The sequence below is a fragment of the Caballeronia sp. GAWG1-1 genome, assembly GCF_023631465.1.
GTDB lineage: Bacteria > Pseudomonadota > Gammaproteobacteria > Burkholderiales > Burkholderiaceae > Caballeronia.
Map to the genome: position 1 here is coordinate 1 of NZ_JALQDB010000055.1, position 17,909 is coordinate 17,909.

At 63.8% G+C, this 17,909-nt stretch carries 14 protein-coding genes, 1 pseudogene and 1 riboswitch; of the genes and pseudogenes, 5 read left to right on the top strand and 10 right to left on the bottom strand.

Translation table 11 applies throughout. The annotated features are described in order from the left end of the window. The 3 genes and pseudogenes from NCT03_RS31570 to NCT03_RS31580 form a co-directional block, all read right to left on the bottom strand. A pseudogene (locus NCT03_RS31570) lies at window positions 1-212 on the bottom strand (type VI secretion system contractile sheath large subunit); the annotation flags it as partial. Between the two features lie 36 nt (window positions 213-248). Next, complete coding sequence (gene tssB, locus NCT03_RS31575) at window positions 249-743, bottom strand: type VI secretion system contractile sheath small subunit (protein WP_244831862.1); 495 nt, start codon at window positions 741-743, stop codon at window positions 249-251. A gap of 470 nt (window positions 744-1,213) precedes the next feature. Next, entirely contained in the window at window positions 1,214-1,702 is a 489-nt protein-coding gene (locus NCT03_RS31580; RefSeq protein ID WP_244831861.1) for an Hcp family type VI secretion system effector, read from the bottom strand. 294 nt (window positions 1,703-1,996) lie between these two features. Here NCT03_RS31580 and NCT03_RS31585 point away from each other — a divergent pair, with 294 nt between their 5' ends. From NCT03_RS31585 to tssA, 3 genes are read left to right on the top strand one after another with little or no spacing between them, the layout of a single operon-like run. Beyond that, entirely contained in the window at window positions 1,997-4,288 is a 2,292-nt protein-coding gene (locus NCT03_RS31585) for an ATP-binding protein (protein ID WP_250495311.1), read from the top strand. A 4-nt stretch (window positions 4,289-4,292) separates the two neighbouring features. Beyond that, complete coding sequence (locus NCT03_RS31590) at window positions 4,293-5,033, top strand: response regulator transcription factor (RefSeq protein WP_250495312.1); 741 nt, start codon at window positions 4,293-4,295, stop codon at window positions 5,031-5,033. Window positions 5,034-5,076: 43 nt separating this feature from the next. Continuing rightward, a complete protein-coding gene (gene tssA / locus NCT03_RS31595) occupies window positions 5,077-6,654 on the top strand; it encodes a type VI secretion system protein TssA (protein WP_250495313.1) in 1,578 nt (525 codons plus the stop codon). A 355-nt stretch (window positions 6,655-7,009) separates the two neighbouring features. On the opposite strand, the gene NCT03_RS31600 is transcribed toward tssA, so the two are convergent. The 5 genes from NCT03_RS31600 to NCT03_RS31620 form a co-directional block, all read right to left on the bottom strand. Next, window positions 7,010-7,213, bottom strand: a complete 204-nt coding sequence (locus tag NCT03_RS31600) for a hypothetical protein (RefSeq protein WP_250495314.1) — start codon at window positions 7,211-7,213, stop codon at window positions 7,010-7,012. A gap of 637 nt (window positions 7,214-7,850) precedes the next feature. Further along, on the bottom strand, window positions 7,851-11,918 hold the full coding sequence (locus NCT03_RS31605; protein WP_250495315.1) for a type VI secretion protein IcmF/TssM N-terminal domain-containing protein: 4,068 nt from the start codon (window positions 11,916-11,918) through the stop codon (window positions 7,851-7,853). Continuing rightward, the gene (locus NCT03_RS31610; protein ID WP_250495316.1) at window positions 11,915-12,895 is read right to left on the bottom strand and encodes a DotU family type IV/VI secretion system protein; all 981 of its coding nucleotides are present in this window, start codon (window positions 12,893-12,895) and stop codon (window positions 11,915-11,917) included. The genes NCT03_RS31605 and NCT03_RS31610 overlap by 4 nt, the downstream gene beginning before the upstream one ends. Window position 12,896: 1 nt before the next feature. Then, window positions 12,897-14,282: a type VI secretion system baseplate subunit TssK gene (tssK, locus tag NCT03_RS31615; protein WP_350029341.1), complete on the bottom strand. Its 1,386-nt coding sequence runs from the start codon at window positions 14,280-14,282 to the stop codon at window positions 12,897-12,899. 10 nt (window positions 14,283-14,292) lie between these two features. Then, window positions 14,293-15,078 carry a type VI secretion lipoprotein TssJ gene (locus NCT03_RS31620; protein WP_244831854.1) on the bottom strand — a complete coding sequence of 262 codons (786 nt, stop codon included), beginning with the start codon at window positions 15,076-15,078 and terminating at the stop codon, window positions 14,293-14,295. Between the two features lie 160 nt (window positions 15,079-15,238). Here NCT03_RS31620 and NCT03_RS31625 point away from each other — a divergent pair, with 160 nt between their 5' ends. Beyond that, the gene (locus tag NCT03_RS31625) at window positions 15,239-15,949 is read left to right on the top strand and encodes a hypothetical protein (RefSeq protein WP_250495317.1); all 711 of its coding nucleotides are present in this window, start codon (window positions 15,239-15,241) and stop codon (window positions 15,947-15,949) included. A gap of 279 nt (window positions 15,950-16,228) precedes the next feature. After that, window positions 16,229-16,411, top strand: a complete 183-nt coding sequence (locus tag NCT03_RS31630) for a hypothetical protein (protein WP_250495318.1) — start codon at window positions 16,229-16,231, stop codon at window positions 16,409-16,411. A 232-nt stretch (window positions 16,412-16,643) separates the two neighbouring features. Here the strand turns inward: NCT03_RS31630 and NCT03_RS31635 are convergent, their stop codons facing one another. Together NCT03_RS31635 and NCT03_RS31640 are read right to left on the bottom strand one after the other, a co-directional pair. Further along, window positions 16,644-17,147, bottom strand: coding sequence for a 6,7-dimethyl-8-ribityllumazine synthase (locus tag NCT03_RS31635; RefSeq protein ID WP_250468067.1), 504 nt, complete (start codon window positions 17,145-17,147; stop codon window positions 16,644-16,646). Window positions 17,148-17,247: 100 nt separating this feature from the next. Next, a riboswitch (FMN riboswitch) is annotated at window positions 17,248-17,416 on the bottom strand. A 110-nt stretch (window positions 17,417-17,526) separates the two neighbouring features. Further along, window positions 17,527-17,880 (bottom strand): RidA family protein, encoded by a 354-nt coding sequence (locus tag NCT03_RS31640; RefSeq protein WP_250468066.1) that lies wholly within the window; start codon window positions 17,878-17,880, stop codon window positions 17,527-17,529. Window positions 17,881-17,909: the final 29 nt, after the last annotated feature.

The following is a 17,909-nucleotide window of genomic DNA, read 5'->3' on the forward strand; positions in this document are numbered from 1 at the left end:
TCGTCGACGGTCGCGGCGGTGACACGCTCCACCGAACGCTGCGGTTCGAGCAGTTGCGCGACGAACGCCTGAATACCTTGGCGCGTGATCGAGTACGCTTCGTCGCCCGGCTTGATGCGGGCCGACTCCACCAGTTGATCGAGCAGCGAGACTTCGCCCGCCGCGGCCTCTGCCGGCGCCGCTGCGCCGGATTGCTGTTGTTCGTCGCTCAATTCAATCTCCTTCATCTACGAAGTGCTGGTTCCGCGTTACTTGTCTTGTGCGCCGAGTTCGCCGAGCAGCCGCGCGCGCACGCCTTCGTCCTGGATCAGCTCTTGCAGACGCTTGCGGAAGTCGGGCAGATTGCCGATCGGGCTTTTCAGCGCCTTCAGGGCGTCGCGCAGTTCGAGCATCTGACGCAGCTCGGGAATGCGTTCCGCGAGCGCATCGGGCGTGAAGTCGTTGATCGAGTCGAACTTCAGGTCGAGCGAGAGCACGTCGTCGGGACCGGCTTTCTCGTCGAGCTTGTTCGGCACCGAGAGTTGCAGGCCGAGCTTTTGGCCTTTCAGCACTTCGTTGAAGTTGTCCTTGTCGACGTTGATCGGCTTCATGTCTTCGATCGGTACGTCGTCCTGACGCAACGTGAAGTCGCCGAGCACGAGCAACTTGAGCGGCAGTTCCACTTCTGCCTGCGCGTCTCCCGTGGCCGGGCGATAGACGATATTGACGCGTTCCTTCGGAGCAACCGAACCATCATTTGCCATTTCCATCTCCAGATTCACGGCGCCGCGCTGGCAGTGCGGACATCGATGAAAACGCGTCTCGCGCACCGTGCGACTGACGCGGGCCGCCGCCACTGCATACGCTCGGGCGGGCAGCCATCGCCTGAGCACGGGATAACTAACGAAATTGCGTGATACGGAATGCGGGGTGCGGCGCGGGGCGGATGTGAGCCGCTTCAGACTGTCGGATGCTCTGCCCGCGATTGAGCGAAAGGATCGGCGAGTCCGGATGGGAAACGGTCCTTGAGGCGTGAGTGCCTGTCCCGGAATTGAGTGCGAGCCATTATAAACAGACGTATCTCAAAAACCCAACGCATTTTTATCAGTTCATATGCTCTAAAGATCGTCCTCGACAAGCCGTATACGGCGGCCTCCGAAGACGCGGCTTCAGCGCTCGAAAACCCTTGTGCGACAAGGCTTTCGAGCGTATGTCCAGCGGCTGTCCATGTGGCTCAGGCCTTCGGCGCGAGCCATGAATCCTCGGCTTCGATACCGTCCGGCTCGTAGGTCCAGGTAATCTTTTCGTAGGTGAACGCGAGGTCCTCCATGTGTCCGATCTGCCGGTTGTTCGGATCGAGGCAGTTCGGTGTCCATGACTTCATGTTGGTCAGGATCGCGTTCTCGAGCTTGGCGGTGTAGTACTTTTCCTCCGTGCCTTTCGGCGAGATGCGATAGAACTCGAGCGTGACGGTCTTCAACTGTTCGCCGGACGTCAACGCCTGATAAAGCTTCGGGCTCGACTTGTCGATCTCCTTGCTCACCGTCATCGCGCCATGCACGCGCTTGCCGGTGGGCAGTCCGGTCTGCGGGCTTTTCGGAATTTCGATGGTGTGATCCACGGCTTGCACGAGGATCTTGCCTTCGTGACCTTGCACCTTCGTGGCGCCTTCGATTTTTCCCTGGTTTTGACCTTCGACGGTCAGATAGCACGGCATCGGCATGATTCACCTCTTCTAGGTTGTTCGGGTTGGAGCGCCGTTCTCTTCAGGTCCGGCGCATGTTTGTAGTGTCGGCGGGCGCCGTTGCAGCCGTGTTGCGCCAAGGGCGCCGCATGTTTCATCCGTAACGAACGCGCAACTGCCTGGGTTCGCGAACGTTCGGTCGCCTGTTGCGCGATTTGTGCGCTGCGTTGTGCGTTGCTTTAGCCCGCATTACACTTGCGACCATTTCTAAGATAAATCTCAGGTCGTATCGGAATGCTTATCGCCGATGCGCTCGCTCAACCGGGGGCCACTGTGACCAATGACGTTCGTGCGGCCGCCGCCGCGCCGCACGGTCTGCCCGCTACCGGCGCGCGTCACTATGTGGCGGGCTTGCGGCGCGCCCTGTTTTTGGGCGTGGTTTACGGCGTCCTTTCGACACCGCTCGACACGCTCGGCACCGGTTCGGCGTTGGCGGCGGTGGTGTGGCCCGCCCCGGCGATGGCGGTGGCCTATCTCTGGCGTCGGCCGCTCGGCGAATGGCCGGCCGCGCTCGTCGCGATCTTCATCGCGATGGTCATCGTCGGTCAGTTCGACGTGTTCCCGCTTTGGGTCGATGCGTCCTTCGCGCTCGTCAACGTGCTCGGCGTGGGCGTGGGCGTCGGGCTTGCTTGGCGCTTCGTGAGCCGCCGCGCGCGTCTCGATACCACCGCGCGCTTCACACGCTTCTTGCTATTGCTGCCGTTTGGCACCGTTTTCGCGATGGCGCTCGCGGGTAGCGCGCTATCGCATGCGATCGGCGGTCGCGATCTCATCGATGTCTGGCGCACCATCATGGGCAGCAACGGTCTGGCGATGCTCGTCCTCGTGCCCGGTCTGCTCGCGTGGACTACGCCGCCCGATCCGGATGCGCGGCCGGTGCGCGCGTGGGTCGTCGTCGTGCCGGCGCTGTGCGGCGCGGCGCTGATGATCGAGGCGTTCCGCATCCAGCTTCCTGACGAGACCGAGCATTTGCTGCTGATTCTGCTGCTCGTCTGGGCGGCGGTCGCCGGGTCGATCCGCGCGGCGACGCTCGCGGCTTTCGTCATCGTGACGACGGGCGTGGCGCTCACGGTGACGGGCAATGGTTCGTACCATCAAAACGGCATCGTCGGCGTGCGGCAGTTGCAGATCGACCTCGCCGTGCTGTGCACGCTGGTGTTTTACGTGGCGGTCGCGCTGCTCGAACGGCGTGGTTACGAGGCGCGTCTGCAACGCGTGCAGAAGCTCGAATCGCTCGGCCTTTTGGTGAGCGGCATTGCACACGATTTCAACAATGTGCTGGGCGCCGTGCGCGGCCACGCCGAATACGCCGATGAACTTCTTCCCGCCGATGCCGATGCGCGCCGTCCGCTGCAACACGTGCTGGCGGCAGTCAGAAGCGGCACCGCGATGACCGAGCAGATGCTGCTCGCGGTCGGGCGCGGCAGTCCGCGACGTAGCGAACCGGTGTCGATGCGCGTGGTCATCGACGAGGCGGTGGGTTTGGCGACGGCGGATCATCGCGGGCCGGTGACGATTGCCGTGGAATACGACGGCGTTCGCCTGGGCGCCAGCGGTATCGATGCGTGGCCTGTCGCGGGCGATCATGCGCAGCTCGTGCGGGTGCTTTTGAACCTGCTGCGCAACGCGGCGCAGGCGGCGCGCAGCTGGGTGATCTTGCGCGTGTCGGCGGGCGTGCCGCGCGAGGAAATCGCGGATGTCGGGCGCGTGCCGGAGCGCACCGCGGTGATTCTGGAAGTGCACGACGATGGGCCCGGAATTGCGCCGGATATCGCGTCGCGGATTTTCGACCCGTTCTTTTCGACCAAGCGCAAGCAGAGCGGGCATGGGTTGGGGTTGTCGATCGCGGCGGGAATCGTCGCGGATCACGACGGCGGGATTACGGTCGGAAACGGGCCGCTGGGTGGGGCGATGTTTCGGGTGTTGTTGCCGGCGAAGCGCGTGAAGGGTGTGGCGACGGGGCCGCGCGGTGGCCTGGGCGACGGGGGAATGCGTGAGGCTAGTGATGCGGATGCGGTTTATGTGACGCCGCCGCGGTCGACTATCGGAACCGATGCGTCGCCGTCGGATGCAAAAGAGGCTAACGCGGATCATTTGGTAACAGCGCCGAGCATTGCGTCCATGTCGCGAGCGATCGATGCGGCTCACGCGCCGGGCACGCCCTGCACCGAGCCCAACGCTCCCATCGGCCAAGGCGAGCCCGTCCTCCTTGTCGAAGACGACGACACCCTCCGCGCGCTCCTCGAAGACTGGCTCGCCGAATCCGGCTTCGAGCCTGCGAGCTACGCGTCGCCCGCCACCGCGCTCGACGCATTGCAAGCCGATCCGCACGGCTTCGCGTTCCTCGTCAGCGACATCGAAATGGATGACCTGCGCGGCGACGAACTCATCGTCGCCGCGCGCGAACGCAGTCCCGCGCTGCCCGCGCTCTTGATCAGCGGGGCGCGGCAGGGCGCGCATATCGCCGCGGGCGTGAGCGTGCCGTTCCTCGCCAAACCGTTTGGCCGCGCCGATTTTTCGCGCGCGGTGCAGGCGCTTTATCACTCACACGAAGCCACGCGCTAACGCCATGCCGAGTTCACCCCGCATATTGATCGTCGACGATGACCATTCCTTGCGTGTTCTGCTCGTCGAATATCTAGCCGGACACGGCATGACGACCGAAGGCGCGGCATCCGCCGCCGAAGCGCGCGAATGCCTCGCCGCCGATACCTTCGATCTCGTGTTGCTCGACCTCGGCCTGCCCGACGGCGACGGCCTCGAACTCGCGCGCGAATGGCGCGCGGGCGGCGAGGGCGGCGCCATGCCGATCATCTGCCTCACGGGCCGTACCGAGGAAGCCGACCGCGTGATGGGCCTCGAACTCGGCGCGGACGATTACGTCACCAAGCCGTTTTCGCCGCGCGAAGTGCTCGCCCGCGTGCGCGCCGTGCTGCGGCGCACGGGCGCGGGCACGGCGCAGGGCGCGCCGATCACGCGCGGAAAGCTGCCGCGCGCGTATCGCTTCGGCGGCTGGACGCTAAATCTGAACACGCGCCGCCTCAAGTCGCAGGACGACGAGACCGTTACCCTCACCAACGCCGAGTTCAATTTGCTGGTCGTGCTGCTCGGCGCGCCTAATCGCGTGGTGTCGCGCGAACACATGATCGAGCGCACGCGCGCGTTCGACGATGTCTATGACCGCGCCATCGACGTCCAGATTTTGCGGCTGCGTCGCAAGATCGAGGAAGATGCGCGCGCGCCCAAGCTGCTGTGCACGGAACGCGGCGCGGGCTACTACCTGAATGCGGAAATCGAGGAAGTGTGGTGATCGACCTTTGCGTGTTTCCCGATTTTTCTTCGACGAATGAGCCATGAGTCCTCCTTTCGATACGCTCGGTTCCGCGCCCATTACGCCGGACAACCCCGCTGGCGACGATGTCCGCGACGATCCCGACTTCGATCGCCTGCAGACTGAGATCGACAAACTCAACAGCCCGAGCGCGGCGGCCGGCACGGACTGGGACGTGGTGCAGCGCGCTGCCACCGTGCTGCTCGCCGAACGCGGCAAGGACTTGCTCGTCGCGTGTTATCTCGCGGGCGCGCTCATGCGCCGTTCCAGCCTCGAAGGCCTTGCGAGCGGCTTGAGGGTCATCGACGATCTGCTCGCGAATTACTGGGAAACGCTGCATCCGGGCCTCTCGCGCTTGCGGGCGCGGCGTAACGCGTTGTCGTGGATTTTCGAGCGGGCGGTTCAGTTCGTCGTGGACAAGGTGGACCGCGATACGCAGCAGGAGCGCGCATTGATCGATGCGTTGCAGACGCGCCTCGAAGCCATCGATACGCGTCTTGCCGAGAAAGACCCGGACGCGCCGAGCGTGCGGCCGTTGCTCAATCAGATTCGCACGTTGCCGGTTCGGGAAGCTGTGCCCGAGCCCGTGCCTGCTGTAGACGCGCCTGTCGCGTCGGCGGAGACACGACCAGCACAAATCTCGCGTCCTTCTGCGCCGGCCGCTGCCGCATCGCTTGCCGTCGCGCCGCTTTCGAGCGCGGCCATTGTGTCCGATGCCGATGCCGACCGCGCCTTCGAGCAGATCGCCGAGCGGCTGGTGACGCTGGCGGGCTTCCGGCGTGGCAATCGGGCGAGCGATGCGCAGGCGTATCGGCTGAATCGGCTTGCGGCGTGGGGCGCGATCGAAACCGCGCCGCTTGCCGAGCGTGGCCAGACGCGCATTCCGGGGCCGATCGCGGAACTGGCGATTGCCTTGGACCGCCTGCAATCCGGCGATGCGCCCGAGGACACGCTCACGTTCGCAGAGGCGAACTTGCCGGCGTTTCCGTTCTGGATGGATTTGAATCGCGCGAGCGCGCAGGCGCTTGCGAATCTTGGCGAGCCGTTCGCGGACGCGCTCGCCGAAGTGAACGCGGCGACGCTGCAACTGTTGCGCCGCGCCCCGGAGTTGCCGAATCTGACTTTCGCGGATGGCAAGCCTTTCGCGGATGGCGCGACGCTCGAATGGATCACGAGCCTGCAACGCAATGCGGCGACGGGTTCGGGCGGCGGCGCGGCGCCGGATGCGCTCGCGGTGGCGCTCGGCACGGCGCGCTCGCTCGCCGCGGCGGGCGACCTCGAAGCGGCGGCAGTGGCGCTCCAGGGCGCGACGTTGGGCACGAATCCGGAACAACGCCTGCGCGCGACCATCCACTTGAGCGAATTGATGCTGGCGCATCGGCCGAACGCGCCGCTGCGGCCGTTCGCGCAGATGATCGTCGGCGAAGTGGATCGGCATGAGCTCGACCGCTGGACGCCGCAACTCGCGCTGGAGGCGTTGAGCGCGGCGCACGCGCTGTATCAGCAAAACGATGCGCATGCCGAAGCGATTGCACTGGTGGCGCGCATTGCGAAGATCGATGCGGCTGCGGCGGTGAAGTTGGCGTTGGGGGGCGTGTAGGGGAAGGCGGTCGCGCGCGACGCGTGACGACGGCCGCCTGACAACGCCTCGTTCGCTTGCTCAACGCGCGCCACCCACGGTTCCAGTAGCCCGCCTATTCAAGCCATCGTCTAGTGAGGCAAATCCAGAGAACATAGGTTGGAAACTTGGGCGCAGGCCGCCGTTCGAAGCTGCTGTGATACTGCTTGTGCCAGTTGGTTGTGCTCGCAGGAGAGCTGCTGCACTGTCAGCACCCGTTCCGCGACAGGCGAACGTGCTTTAGGATCGGCGTTAGCCATATTCAGGCCTTCAAGTGAACTGGTCAGCGGGCCGCGAGTGTCAACTCCCAGCCGCGCTCCATTTACCGCTGTGGTCCCTACCCCTTTTTACTGTCTTTACGCGCGAGCTGCTTTTCACTCTCGGCCACGCGCGTCATTGCGCCCGCCTGATTCTTGAAGATCAACGCATCGAGCACGCCGCGCACGAGTTGCTGATCCTGCTCGGGCATGCGCGCAATGGTTTCGAACTGACAACGCGACATCATCGGGGCCGCGCTCCCCTTCATCAGAAATTCGCGCATCTAAATTAACGCCGAGCCCGATAGCGAAGCATGGCACTTCATGGCGATACCGCCGCTTCGCTCTTAGCGACGAAGAATGCCGAAGCGGACAAGGACGCGCATTAAAAATATTCAGAAAATACTGGCATTGAAAAAATCAGCGGACAGCCTGATGTCTATGCGGCAGTAAGAACTTAGTTTCCGTTAATTTAGTCGAGGAATTTATTGTGAAAAAGCACGCTTATGTTGCGCATAGGCCGTTATCAAATGAAAAGGGTAAGGGCACGACGCATCACGTCGTAATCGTTGACCGAAAAGAGGTAAAGGAAAGTAAAACGCAGAAAGAGGCAGCGGATTGGGCACTGTCAATGAACTACTCAGTACACGTTGCACGAGAGCGGCATTTGCAGGATCAGGATAAGCCCGCGCATTGGCGGCAGTATCCTTGAGAAGATGTAGCAGAGCGGAAATATCTAGATAAGGCGGCACGGAAGTTTACTCCGTGCCGCTTGAATGGCGAGAGCGCGAGATGATGCGCGACTAAGAAAGGGAAGAACGAAGAACCAGCGTCGTTGCCGGTGTCATAGTGTATTCAGCAATAAAGAAGAGCCGGCCCGTTGCCGCGTCCCAAGCCCCGCCCAGATACCAAACACCGAACTCAAGACCCCGCCCCCGACAACCCCGGCACTGTCGGCAAAACCGGCAAGATCGGCAACGGCGGCACGTCTGGCGCCGTCATCGGTCCTGACTGAATCGGTGCAAACGAAGGCGCCGCCGCCGTCACCAGCGGGCCGCGCGCTTCCAGCAGACTATCGAAACGCGCTTGCAGCGTCTGCGTTCCAGCCGGAGAAGCCGGCGCATTCCAGCACATCCCGATCTGCTGTGGCAACGACACGCGTAGCGGCTGCGGCGTCGTCCCGCCACCATTACCCGCCAGCTTGATCAGCAACAACTGCTGCGTCTGCGCCGCAAGCGTATCGATCGCTTGCTGGCGCAGCTGCGTCTCTTTCTGCTGCGCGTCCTGCAATTGCGCCAGCTGCGTCGCGCCATCGATGATCGCGTCCTCGCCACGGAACTCGTAACGCACCGTGATCTGGTCGATGCCGCGCTGCGCGAGCGCCGCCGCCGACGACGGAAAATCCTGCGGCGTGAACAATCGGTGCCCATCGCGGAAGTCGCGCAGGAAACTGACCACGCCCGCATCGCCGCGATAACGCTTGGAGAGCGTCAGGCCATCGAAACGAATCAGCAAACTCACCTCGCCACACTGGCCGAGTGTCCAGTTGAAAGTGTCGCTCACCGGGAAGTTGAAGTTGGTCAACGTGCGCGCGCCCGCCGCACACTGCACCGTCAGCACAGTCGCGAATGGCCGCATGCGCGCTGAAGGATTCACGTCGATAGGCTGCGCCGTGATCGTCAACGGATACGCCTTCGCCTGCGCCGCCGCAATCTGCTGCTTCACACTCGCAATGGCCTGCTCCGCATTGGCCTGCTGCTGCTTCGCCTGCTCTTGCGCCGCCTGCGCCTGCGCTGCGTCGGCTTCAGCGCGGGACTTGGCGCGCTGTGCTTCCATCAGCTGCGCGGTGCGCTTGCCGACCGCCGAATTGAGCGTCGGCAGGAACGCGGCGGTGAAGGGCACGCTGTAATCGGCCGTCTGCACTTCCGAAATCGCGCTCGCCGAATGCGTCAGGAACGGCTTGGCCGGCCCATCGACAAAACTCCACACCGAACCCTGCGGACCGTACAACTGATCGACGACCTGCGTCATGCTGGTCGCCGCCTGCAATGGCCAATACACCTTGCTGTCCCAATCCGATTGCAATGCGCACGAAGTCTCTTCTTCCGTATAAGCCAGCACGAAATGCAGCGGCCCGCCGATCAGATGCCAGATGGCCTGATCAGCCGCGCCGTTGGAATCGACTTCGTCACGCAGGCGCAGAAGGGCGCGCGCGGCATCGTGTACAGGCGATGTCTTCACCGCCGGATCGACGCCAAAGCCATGAAACGCAGCCGATACGCCATATGCCTTCGCGGTGCCATCGGTGACGGTGGCCGCGATCTGATCGATGTCCTGAAAATAGTCGCGCATCGCGGATGCCGCGCGCGCATTGACGCGCACCGCCGCCGCGCCCGCCAGCGGACTGCTCGCGATGCTGTCGCGGATCGCCTGGCCGCCGAACGAGTTGATGCTTTGCACGATGCCACCCGCACGGCTCGCGATCAGCGCGCCGGTGGCATCGCGCCGCAGGCGGCCCATGCGTCGAGCGGTCTGCAGCCAGTCGGGCAACTGGGCGTCGGCCACGCCTTCGAACTCGTCGTTGACGCGATCGAGCGCGCGCAGATAAGGGCTCGCGTTCTGCGTGATGGTCGCGAGCCGTCCGCGCCAGGCATCGCGGCCCGGTAGCATGCGTTCGCCCTGCGGCACGGTTTGCACGAAGCTCTGCCACGCCTGAAAGCGCTCGATCTGATAGTCGTGGTCGAAGAACGCCTGTTGCTGCATGAGTTGCGCATCGTCGACGACCGCCTGGTGAATCTCCTTCAGATAGCCGTCGATATCCACCCGTCCCGCGCGCGTGTACGCGGCCGGCACCTTGATCTCCGCGAGCCGGTTCGCTTCGGCGAGTTGCGCGTCGGTGCGCGCGGCTTCCACGGCCTTCGAATCGGGCGCCGTTGCACGGCTCGACGCCGCCGTGATGCGCCCGCCCGCGACATTGCCCGCAACCGGAGCATCCACGTTTGCCAGACGCAGGGATTGCGCGCGCGCCGAGTTCGCGTCGAGCCAGAAGTCGGCGAGCGAGACATCGTGCAGATGCGGGTCGATCGGCGCAAGCTGCGTGAGCCAGTGCATGCGGTTCTGGTACAGCGCCTGGGCAAGCGTCGCCTGCTGTTGCGCCACGCGCGTCACGATGTCGCGCGCATTCGTCGCCGACCACGCGATATAGGAAATGCGCAAGTCGTTGATCTGGTCGAAGAGTTGCGACGACCACGGCGCCATGTCGCTATAAAGCGGCTGAGGCATCGCGGCAAGTTCCGGACGATCCGCGCCCGCCACTTTCGCGCGCAGCAGATTCGTCACGCGCACTTCGTTGAGGATGCTGAGCGGCAGCGTGCCGTCGGTATCGTTGACGAGATCGCGCCGCAAATCCAGATCGAAATCGCGTTCGACGGCTGGTCGGATGTACTGCAGATATTGCTGCGTGTATTGCTCGCGCAGCCGTTCCTGCAAGCGGTCGATATGGCCGGAGATCATCCAGCGCGAACGCCAGTTGCGGTTGCGGCGATCGATCTCGCGCAGCGCGGTGTTGCTGCGCGTGAGGGTAGCGGCGTCATCGACGAGCAAGCCGTCGAAGCGCTGATGAAATGGATAGCTGCGCTCGATCTGCGTCAGCGTGTTGACGTTGCGGATAAACGACATCGTGATCAGCAAGCCGAACGCAACGGCCAACATCACCCACGCGAGCATGCCTAGATGCTGGGTCGCGGCGAACCAGCGATTGACGAGCGCGGCAGGTTTGCCGACGTTGCGGTCTTGCGGCAGGATGCGGCCGAAGAGATCGTGCAGGAACACGCCGGTCGTCGAGGGTTCGTGCGGCGGCATCGGGCGCAGCGTCTCCGGCAGCACCGCAGAGCGCGCGCCGCCGGCCTGCAGGCCGCTCGAAAAGAACAGTCCGCGCAAGAACGGCGATTCCAGATACGGGCTGTTACCAAGGCACGCCTTCACGAAGAGTTCGGTGCCCGCGCGCAGGCGGTCGAGTTCGTTCGGAAACAGCAGCAGTTCCACCGCCGATTGCGGATGCCGCGCAACCAGCGCAACCCGCATCGCGCGTAGTCGTTCGACGATGGCATCGAAGGCCAGTGAGAGGAAGCGCTCGGTCGGCGGATCGTCGGCGGTGGCGGGCGCGAGATGACCCATCGCCTGATTCAACGCGGTCTCGGGCAAGAGCGTGCTCCAGCTTTCGAAGCCATAGAGCTGATCGCACTTGGTGACGAGCACGTACACCGGAAAGCGCCGCCCGAAAAGGCGGATCAACTGTTCTATGCGCGCACGGATCACGCGCGCTTCCTGATCGATCGCCTCGCGGTCCGGCGTGACGAGCCGGTCGGCGGAGATGGCGAGCACGAGTCCGTTGATGCCTTCGCGTCCGCGATAGCGCGACAGCAGGTCCAGCACCAGATTCCACTCGCGGCGGTCGGCGTCTTCGTTGTCGGCATCGACATAACGGCCCGCGCAGTCGAGCACGATGGAGCGGTCGAAGTACCACCAGTCGCAATTCTCGGTTTGCGGGACCGGCGCGCCTTGTTGCGTGTGATCCTGCAGCGAAGTGGACAGCCGCGAGCGCGCAAGCGCCGTGGTCTTGCCCGCGCCCGGTCTGCCGATCACCATGTACCAGGGCAGCACGTAGAGCGGATTGCCGAGACGCTTCAGGCTCGAACCGCGCAGAAGCGCCGCGGCATCGCGGAACTTGCGGCGCAAGGCGCCCGTGCGCGACCCGCGCTGCGCGGCTTCCTGTTCGGCACGCCGCTGCCGCGCGATGATGCTGCGGGAACGATACGCAAGCGTCAGGCGCCGCAGGAAGATCAACATGAAGAACATGCCGAGCGCGCCGAAGAAAATCGCGGCGGACGCCCACAACGGCCATTCGAGATACAGCGTCAGCCCCCAGCTGACGAGCGCCAGCACGACGAGCGCAAGGAGCCACAGCAGAACGGTGCGCAGGACTTTCATTGGATGAGCGGAAGAAGAGCGTTCACCATCTGCACGATGATCAGGTGATAGGTGCCGTAGAGCACGGCGAGCACGACCACGGGCAAGCCGAAGCCGATGAGCGTCTGCCGGCGAAGCCGCCAGCGCACCCGGCGCGCCGCCGGTTCGACGCCGGTTTGCGCCGCGCGCGCCGATTCCTCGCTGACATACGCTTGCGGAAAAAGCACCGCGCCGGTGGCGGCCGGAACGCCGCCTTCGTCGAGCACTTTCTGAAGCGTGACGCGGCGGCGTTCGTCGAGCTGACGCGAGCTGCGCTCTTGCGCATAGCGACCCTTGAAGCCGAGCGCGAGACACAGCGCAAAGACTTCGCGCACATCGGCCTGATCGTCGCGCAGGTCGTCGAGACGCGCGTAGAACGAGACGCCGGCGGTCGTCGTGTTGAAGTGGCGGCGCTGCATCAGATGGCGCTGCCAGTGCGGCGCGCCAGCCCATTCGGACGAGATCAGCACTTCGTCGGCCCAGGCGAGCACGGCGAAAAGCGCGTTGTCGAAATCCGATGGCACGAAATTGTGGATGCGCGCTTCGTGCCGTGCCTGGTCGATCGCTTCGTCGATCGCTTCGGCGAGTGCGCGTGCGCGCGCGGCGTCCTCGGCGGGCGTGCCGCTCGATGCGTTCGATACACTCGCCCGTGGCGCGAGCGAAGGAAGCGGCGCGGGCGCCGGCGGGGCATCGGCGATGGCGATGGCGTTGGCGACGGCGTTGGCGTTAGCGTTTGCGCTTGCATTGCCATTGGCGGCCATCTCGCCGATAGGCTGCGGCGCAAACGGCGAACCGCCAGCGGAAGCAGGCTGCGATGCAACCGGACGCGGCGCGGCGGGCAAGGGCCTTGGAACGGCAGGCGCCGCCGTCGACGGCCGCAAGAAGGCCGGGGCGGCGGCCGTATCGATCGTCTGCCGCACCAGCGCGATGACGGGGATCAAAGTGTCGGTCAGATGCACGTCATCTCCGCAGGATCACGATCTCGGCGCGCAGATCGGCGGGGGCATCGAGCCAGTGAAGAGCGATATCGCCTTCGCGCTCGACGAGTTCCCACTGCTCGCTCACCTGTTCGATACGGAAGTAGAACGAATGCGCGCGACGCGGCAAACCCTGCGGCGCGTGCGGCATATGAATCAGTTCGAGGCCGGGCAGGGCATGGCGCACGAGCGTCGGAATCTCGCCGAGCGCGGACAAACGCGCGCCGTTGACGATGCCATCCACCACCCATTGCGGATCTTCCTGCGTCCGCACGACGAGATAAAAGCGGTTGCGGTTGCCGAACACGCTGCGCGGCACTTGTCCGTGATAGACGCCGTCGCGTGGCTCCAGCACGACCAGAAACTCCGGCCCGACCGTGATCTCGTTGAGCAGATGCCCGATGGTCACGCGCGCGCGCCCGAAGCAGCCGTCGAGGTCGAGGTGATCGTAAGCGGGCAGACCGGCGCCGCCGTCCATCTCGCCGAGCATGGTGAAGCGCTCCGAGAACGAGCTCAGTTCGCCGACGAGTTGCCGCAACACGCCATATGCGAGCCACGGATGCACCTGTTCGCTCTCGATCAGATGGAACAGGCTCGGCGAAAAGCGATTGAGCGATCGCAACGCGAGCAGGAACAGCATGTACGACGCGTCGAACTCGGCCTTCTGCATCTCGCGCGGATTCTTGTACTCCTGCAACTGGCGGGCGCGTCCTGCAAGCTCGTCGCGGATCTCGCGTAGCATCGTGCGCAGCGCATCGGAACCGGCGAGCGCGTAACTCGGCGGGATGAAGCGGTCGGCGAGCACGACGGTGTCGCCATCGCGCACCAGCCGCGCGATGGGAATCAGCTCGTACTGATCCAGATGATCCAGCTCCGATTCGAAGAACACCTTCAGCACATAGCGCAGCGTTTGCAGCGGCGCGTCGGGGCCTTCGGAATAGAGATCGGGCGTCTCGGGAACGGACATCACCGTGGCGAAGCGTGTGGCGACGTTCGCGGCGTCGGCGAGCGTGCCGACTTCGGTGACGTTCTTTTCCTGCTCGCTCGCGCGGCGCACGCCGAGATAGACGTTGAGCGGACGGTCGCCCTGCACCCAGCTTGCCTCGAAGGTGCGCGGCGCGATCACCGCGTTCTCGGGATACTCGGCATAGTGATGATCGCGGAACAGAAGACGCGCGCGCTGCACGTCGATGGTGCGATTCGCGATGGCGCTTCTCGACAGTTCGAGCGCGCCGACGCCCCAGAAATGCGGCACGCCGGCTTCGTAAAGCGGCGTCTGCGTGAAACGGCTGTGCTGATCCGCGAGCTGAAAATGCTGCGGCTGCAGAAACATTCCCTGATGCCAGTAGACGGCTTGCTTGTGTTCCACGTCGGGCTCGTCAGTTGGGGAGTTTGATGGTGGCGGTATCGGCTGCGCCGTTCGATGGCGTGAGCGGCACTTCCTTGCCGCCGCCGTCGAGCGGCACGATCTGCTGCTTCGCCTGTGCGCGTTTTTGCGCGGCGACGATCTGCGGCGGTTCCGGATTCAGACGCGCGGCGTCGCTGATCGCATCGCGTCCGAGCGACAGCCGCAACGCAAGCGTTTGCGGTTGCGCCGCATAATCGTGGCCGACGAACGCCTGATTCGATATGGCGAGCGGAATCTCGAAGAGACGCGCGCTGGACGCCGGGTCCATCGTGTAGAAGCCCGCGATCAGCCCGACCATCTTCGCTTTCGCGGCGCGGTCGATCGAGAGGATCGTGTGACCGCCCGGCTGCACGACGTAGCGCGTGAGCTGGAGGATCGCGGGATTCGGCGCCGCTTCGCCGAGCGTCGAGGCGAGCGTGCCGGCATCGGCCGACAGTTTGCGAAACGAATCGGCGTCGGCGGTCTGCACCACGCCGAGCAGGAGCGTATGCGGCTCGTTGTTGTATTCGTTGAGTAGATCGTCGGCGTCGAGCTGCACGAGGATGGCGTCGCCCGCCGCGCTCCAGTCGACGGCCGCGACGGCCTGCTTCGCGCTCGTGCCGCTGAACATGGAGCAGCCCGCGAGTACCAAGCCGAAGGCGAGCGCGCAGACGGTGAGTACGCGTTGCGCCGCGCGTCGCAACGTGGGGGCGACGCGGATCGTCTGCTCTGCTACGCTTGCGGCAAATTCGGCTTGCCTGAGAGTCGGTCTACTCATGTCCCTCGATCTTTCCCGTCGTAATCGTAGTCGTAGTCATGGTCTGGCCAAGCGATCCTTGCCGCCGAAGCCGGGCTTGCGCCGTCTTGCCGTCGCGGGCGCATGCTTGATGACTTTCGCGATGCTTTCGGCCACCGCGCCCGGATGCAGGGCCGCCGATATGGCTAACACGGTTAACGGCAGCGACACCGCTCAACCTGAGGTGCAATCGACCGAAGTTGCGCACACGGGCCTGCCCGTCACCGTGCCGGTCGTTTCCGTCAGCACGCTCACCACGACCACGCTCGCCAGTCAGCACGAGTGCCGCCCGACGCTCACCACCGTGCGCGAGTTCGAGGTGGCGAAGGCGAATGCGCGCCCGTGGTTCGTGCGGCATATCGAAGGTCTGACTGGCGCTCCGCTCGGGGCGGCGGGCGCGGCGTGGCTCGCGGCGCATTTTCTGGCGGAGCGCATTTGGATTTTGCCGGCCGCGCTCGCGGGCGGCGCCGTGGGCTGGGTGGTCGGACCGTTCGGCATCCTGCTGGGTGCGGGCGGCGGCGTGCTTGGGCACGCGCTGACGCACAAGATATCGGTGACGGTCGCCGGCGGCGTGGCGGGCGGCCTGATCGGCATGGCGCTCTGGCATTTCCTGATTCCCCCGCCGAAGCCGGCCACGCCCGATTCGCCCGTCGACGTGCCGGTGGAGCACTTCGTGACGAACGACCAATGCGGCGATGTCCAGCACGCCCGCTTTCGCGGCGGCGATCTCTACAAGGTTGATTTCATGCTCGACGGCAAGCCGATGTCCGCCGATCTGCCATACGACCCGGGCAACACGCTCGCGGTGTATCCCGATGGCCAGCCGGTCGTGCGCAACTTGCCGATTCCTTGATTCCCTGATTCCGTGACCGGATGCCAGTACTCCCTAAAGACGATTTGGCGGATCGGGCAAGAGGAATTGTCTTAAAAAAGCGAACCGAGTGTAACACGCGTTTCGCTTGATTTTTGGCGGAAATCGGCGTGACGTTGCGGCGTTGCAGCCTTGATGGGCGTGTAACGGAGCTATGTTTCAGATGAAACCCCCGTGCTTCCTTTTGCTAACGCTCGTGTAACTCTGCTGGCGCAAAGTGCGCTTCATGGAGTCATTCGAGAAGCATGAGCGGGGAACATCATGAAAAAGCGTCTGGGATGGGTGGCGGGTGTGGTGCTGGCGGCGTTGCTAATAGCGGGCTTCGCGACGGTCGGCAATGACGATTTACAGTCGGCGGGGCTCTGCGTGGTGTCGTCGGATGGAGAGGTGTTGCAGGCGCTGGATTCCATGCGCGCGGTGAAACCAGGGGATTCGGCAAGTTGAGTGGATCGCGGCGTAACGCAAAGTCCGCCGTGTTGCGGGTTCCGGCCGTGATTGCGTGCGCTGAGCTCAACGCCGTAGTGAAATCCGCTCATCCCGATGCCGCGCGGATCGTGGTTCCGGAACCGATATCGTGGTGTGGGATCGGCGGCTGTTCGCGGTCGGCGATTGAAGAACGTCGCTTTGCGATTAAAGCGGGCCTTCGTCAAAAAGCCCGCTCATCTGCTTCGAATGCTCAACCCGCCACCGGCAACGCACTCAACTTGGCGATCGTATCCGCGCAAGCATGCGCCGCTTCCGCACCCTTCACGAGAAAGTGCTCCTTGAAGAAGCCGATATGCTCTTCGCCATGATGAAAATGATGCGGCGTAAGCACGGCCGAAAACACCGGCGTGCCGGTTTCGAGTTGCACCTGCATCAAGCCGTTGATGACAGCCGTCGCGACGAACTCGTGCCGATAAATTCCGCCATCGACCACCAGTCCCGCCGCGACAATGCCCGCGTATTGGCCGCTTAGTGCAAGACGTTTGGCGTGCAGCGGAATCTCGAATGCGCCAGCGACTTCGTAGAGATCGATATCGTCCGCTGTGTAACCGCGCTTCTGCATGGCTTCGATGAACGAGGTCTTGCATTGATCGACGATATCGCGATGCCAGCAAGCCTGCACGAAAGCGACGCGCGCACGAGTGGAGCCTGCAGCCGATACTGCCTGGGTTTCGTTCGAATTGGAAAAGTTCATGGACATCAGCCTGTTTGGTGTGAACAGGGCGAAGGACGGCCAATGGCCTTCGCACGCGACAAAATAAGCGCGAACGAAGCGTGACGAAGCACACTGACTGTCCTGTTCTCTTTCATCCGGACTATACCGTCGGCCCCGGAATCAAACCGGGTCTGCTGACCTCTCCGACCGTGAAAGCCGGAGAGCGCTCGCGGGCTACGTCCCTTTCGTGAAAACATCGGGAAACGATTACCGCCGGTGGGGAATCTCACCCCGCCCCGAGAACTCGCTCATCGCAACCGTGCGATGAACAGGCTGGAAGTTACCATGAAACGTGGCTTTTTGTGCGGTGCGTTTCGCACATTCAAATCACGAAAAGCGATAAGCGGCAGCAGCCCGTTCACGCCAACGCCACCACCGCGATCTCCACCAGCAACTCGGGCGTTGCCAATTGCGCTTGCACCGTCGCGCGGGTCGGCGCATGCCCTTGCGGCACCCACGCATCCCACACTTCGTTCATGCCGCTGAAATCGCGGGAGATATCCGCAAGCCACACTTGTGCCGACACGAGACGCGTCTTGTCGATGCCCGCTTTCTCCAGAAAGCCGTCGATCTTTTCGAGCACCTTGGCGGTTTGCAGTTTGATATCCGGCGAATGATCGGCGGAAGTCTGGCCGCCGATAAACACGAGACCCGCTGCCTTGACGACGCGGCTCATCCGCTGATTGGTGTCGATGCGAACGATATCGCCCATGATTTTTTTCCTTGAACGTTGAGATTGAA

Excerpts from the sequence above, each read along its gene's own strand:
- NCT03_RS31600 (WP_250495314.1), bottom strand. The coding sequence starts at position 7,213 with ATGCGCGAATTTCTGATGAAGGGGAGCGCGGCCCCGATGATGTCGCGT.
- NCT03_RS31580 (WP_244831861.1), bottom strand. The coding sequence starts at position 1,702 with ATGCCGATGCCGTGCTATCTGACCGTCGAAGGTCAAAACCAGGGAAAA.
- NCT03_RS31620 (WP_244831854.1), bottom strand. The coding sequence starts at position 15,078 with ATGAGTAGACCGACTCTCAGGCAAGCCGAATTTGCCGCAAGCGTAGCA.
- tssA (WP_250495313.1), top strand. The coding sequence starts at position 5,077 with ATGAGTCCTCCTTTCGATACGCTCGGTTCCGCGCCCATTACGCCGGAC.
- NCT03_RS31590 (WP_250495312.1), top strand. The coding sequence starts at position 4,293 with ATGCCGAGTTCACCCCGCATATTGATCGTCGACGATGACCATTCCTTG.
- NCT03_RS31635 (WP_250468067.1), bottom strand. The coding sequence starts at position 17,147 with ATGAACTTTTCCAATTCGAACGAAACCCAGGCAGTATCGGCTGCAGGC.
- NCT03_RS31630 (WP_250495318.1), top strand. The coding sequence starts at position 16,229 with ATGAAAAAGCGTCTGGGATGGGTGGCGGGTGTGGTGCTGGCGGCGTTG.
- NCT03_RS31605 (WP_250495315.1), bottom strand. The coding sequence starts at position 11,918 with ATGAAAGTCCTGCGCACCGTTCTGCTGTGGCTCCTTGCGCTCGTCGTG.
- tssB (WP_244831862.1), bottom strand. The coding sequence starts at position 743 with ATGGCAAATGATGGTTCGGTTGCTCCGAAGGAACGCGTCAATATCGTC.
- NCT03_RS31625 (WP_250495317.1), top strand. The coding sequence starts at position 15,239 with ATGGCTAACACGGTTAACGGCAGCGACACCGCTCAACCTGAGGTGCAA.
- NCT03_RS31640 (WP_250468066.1), bottom strand. The coding sequence starts at position 17,880 with ATGGGCGATATCGTTCGCATCGACACCAATCAGCGGATGAGCCGCGTC.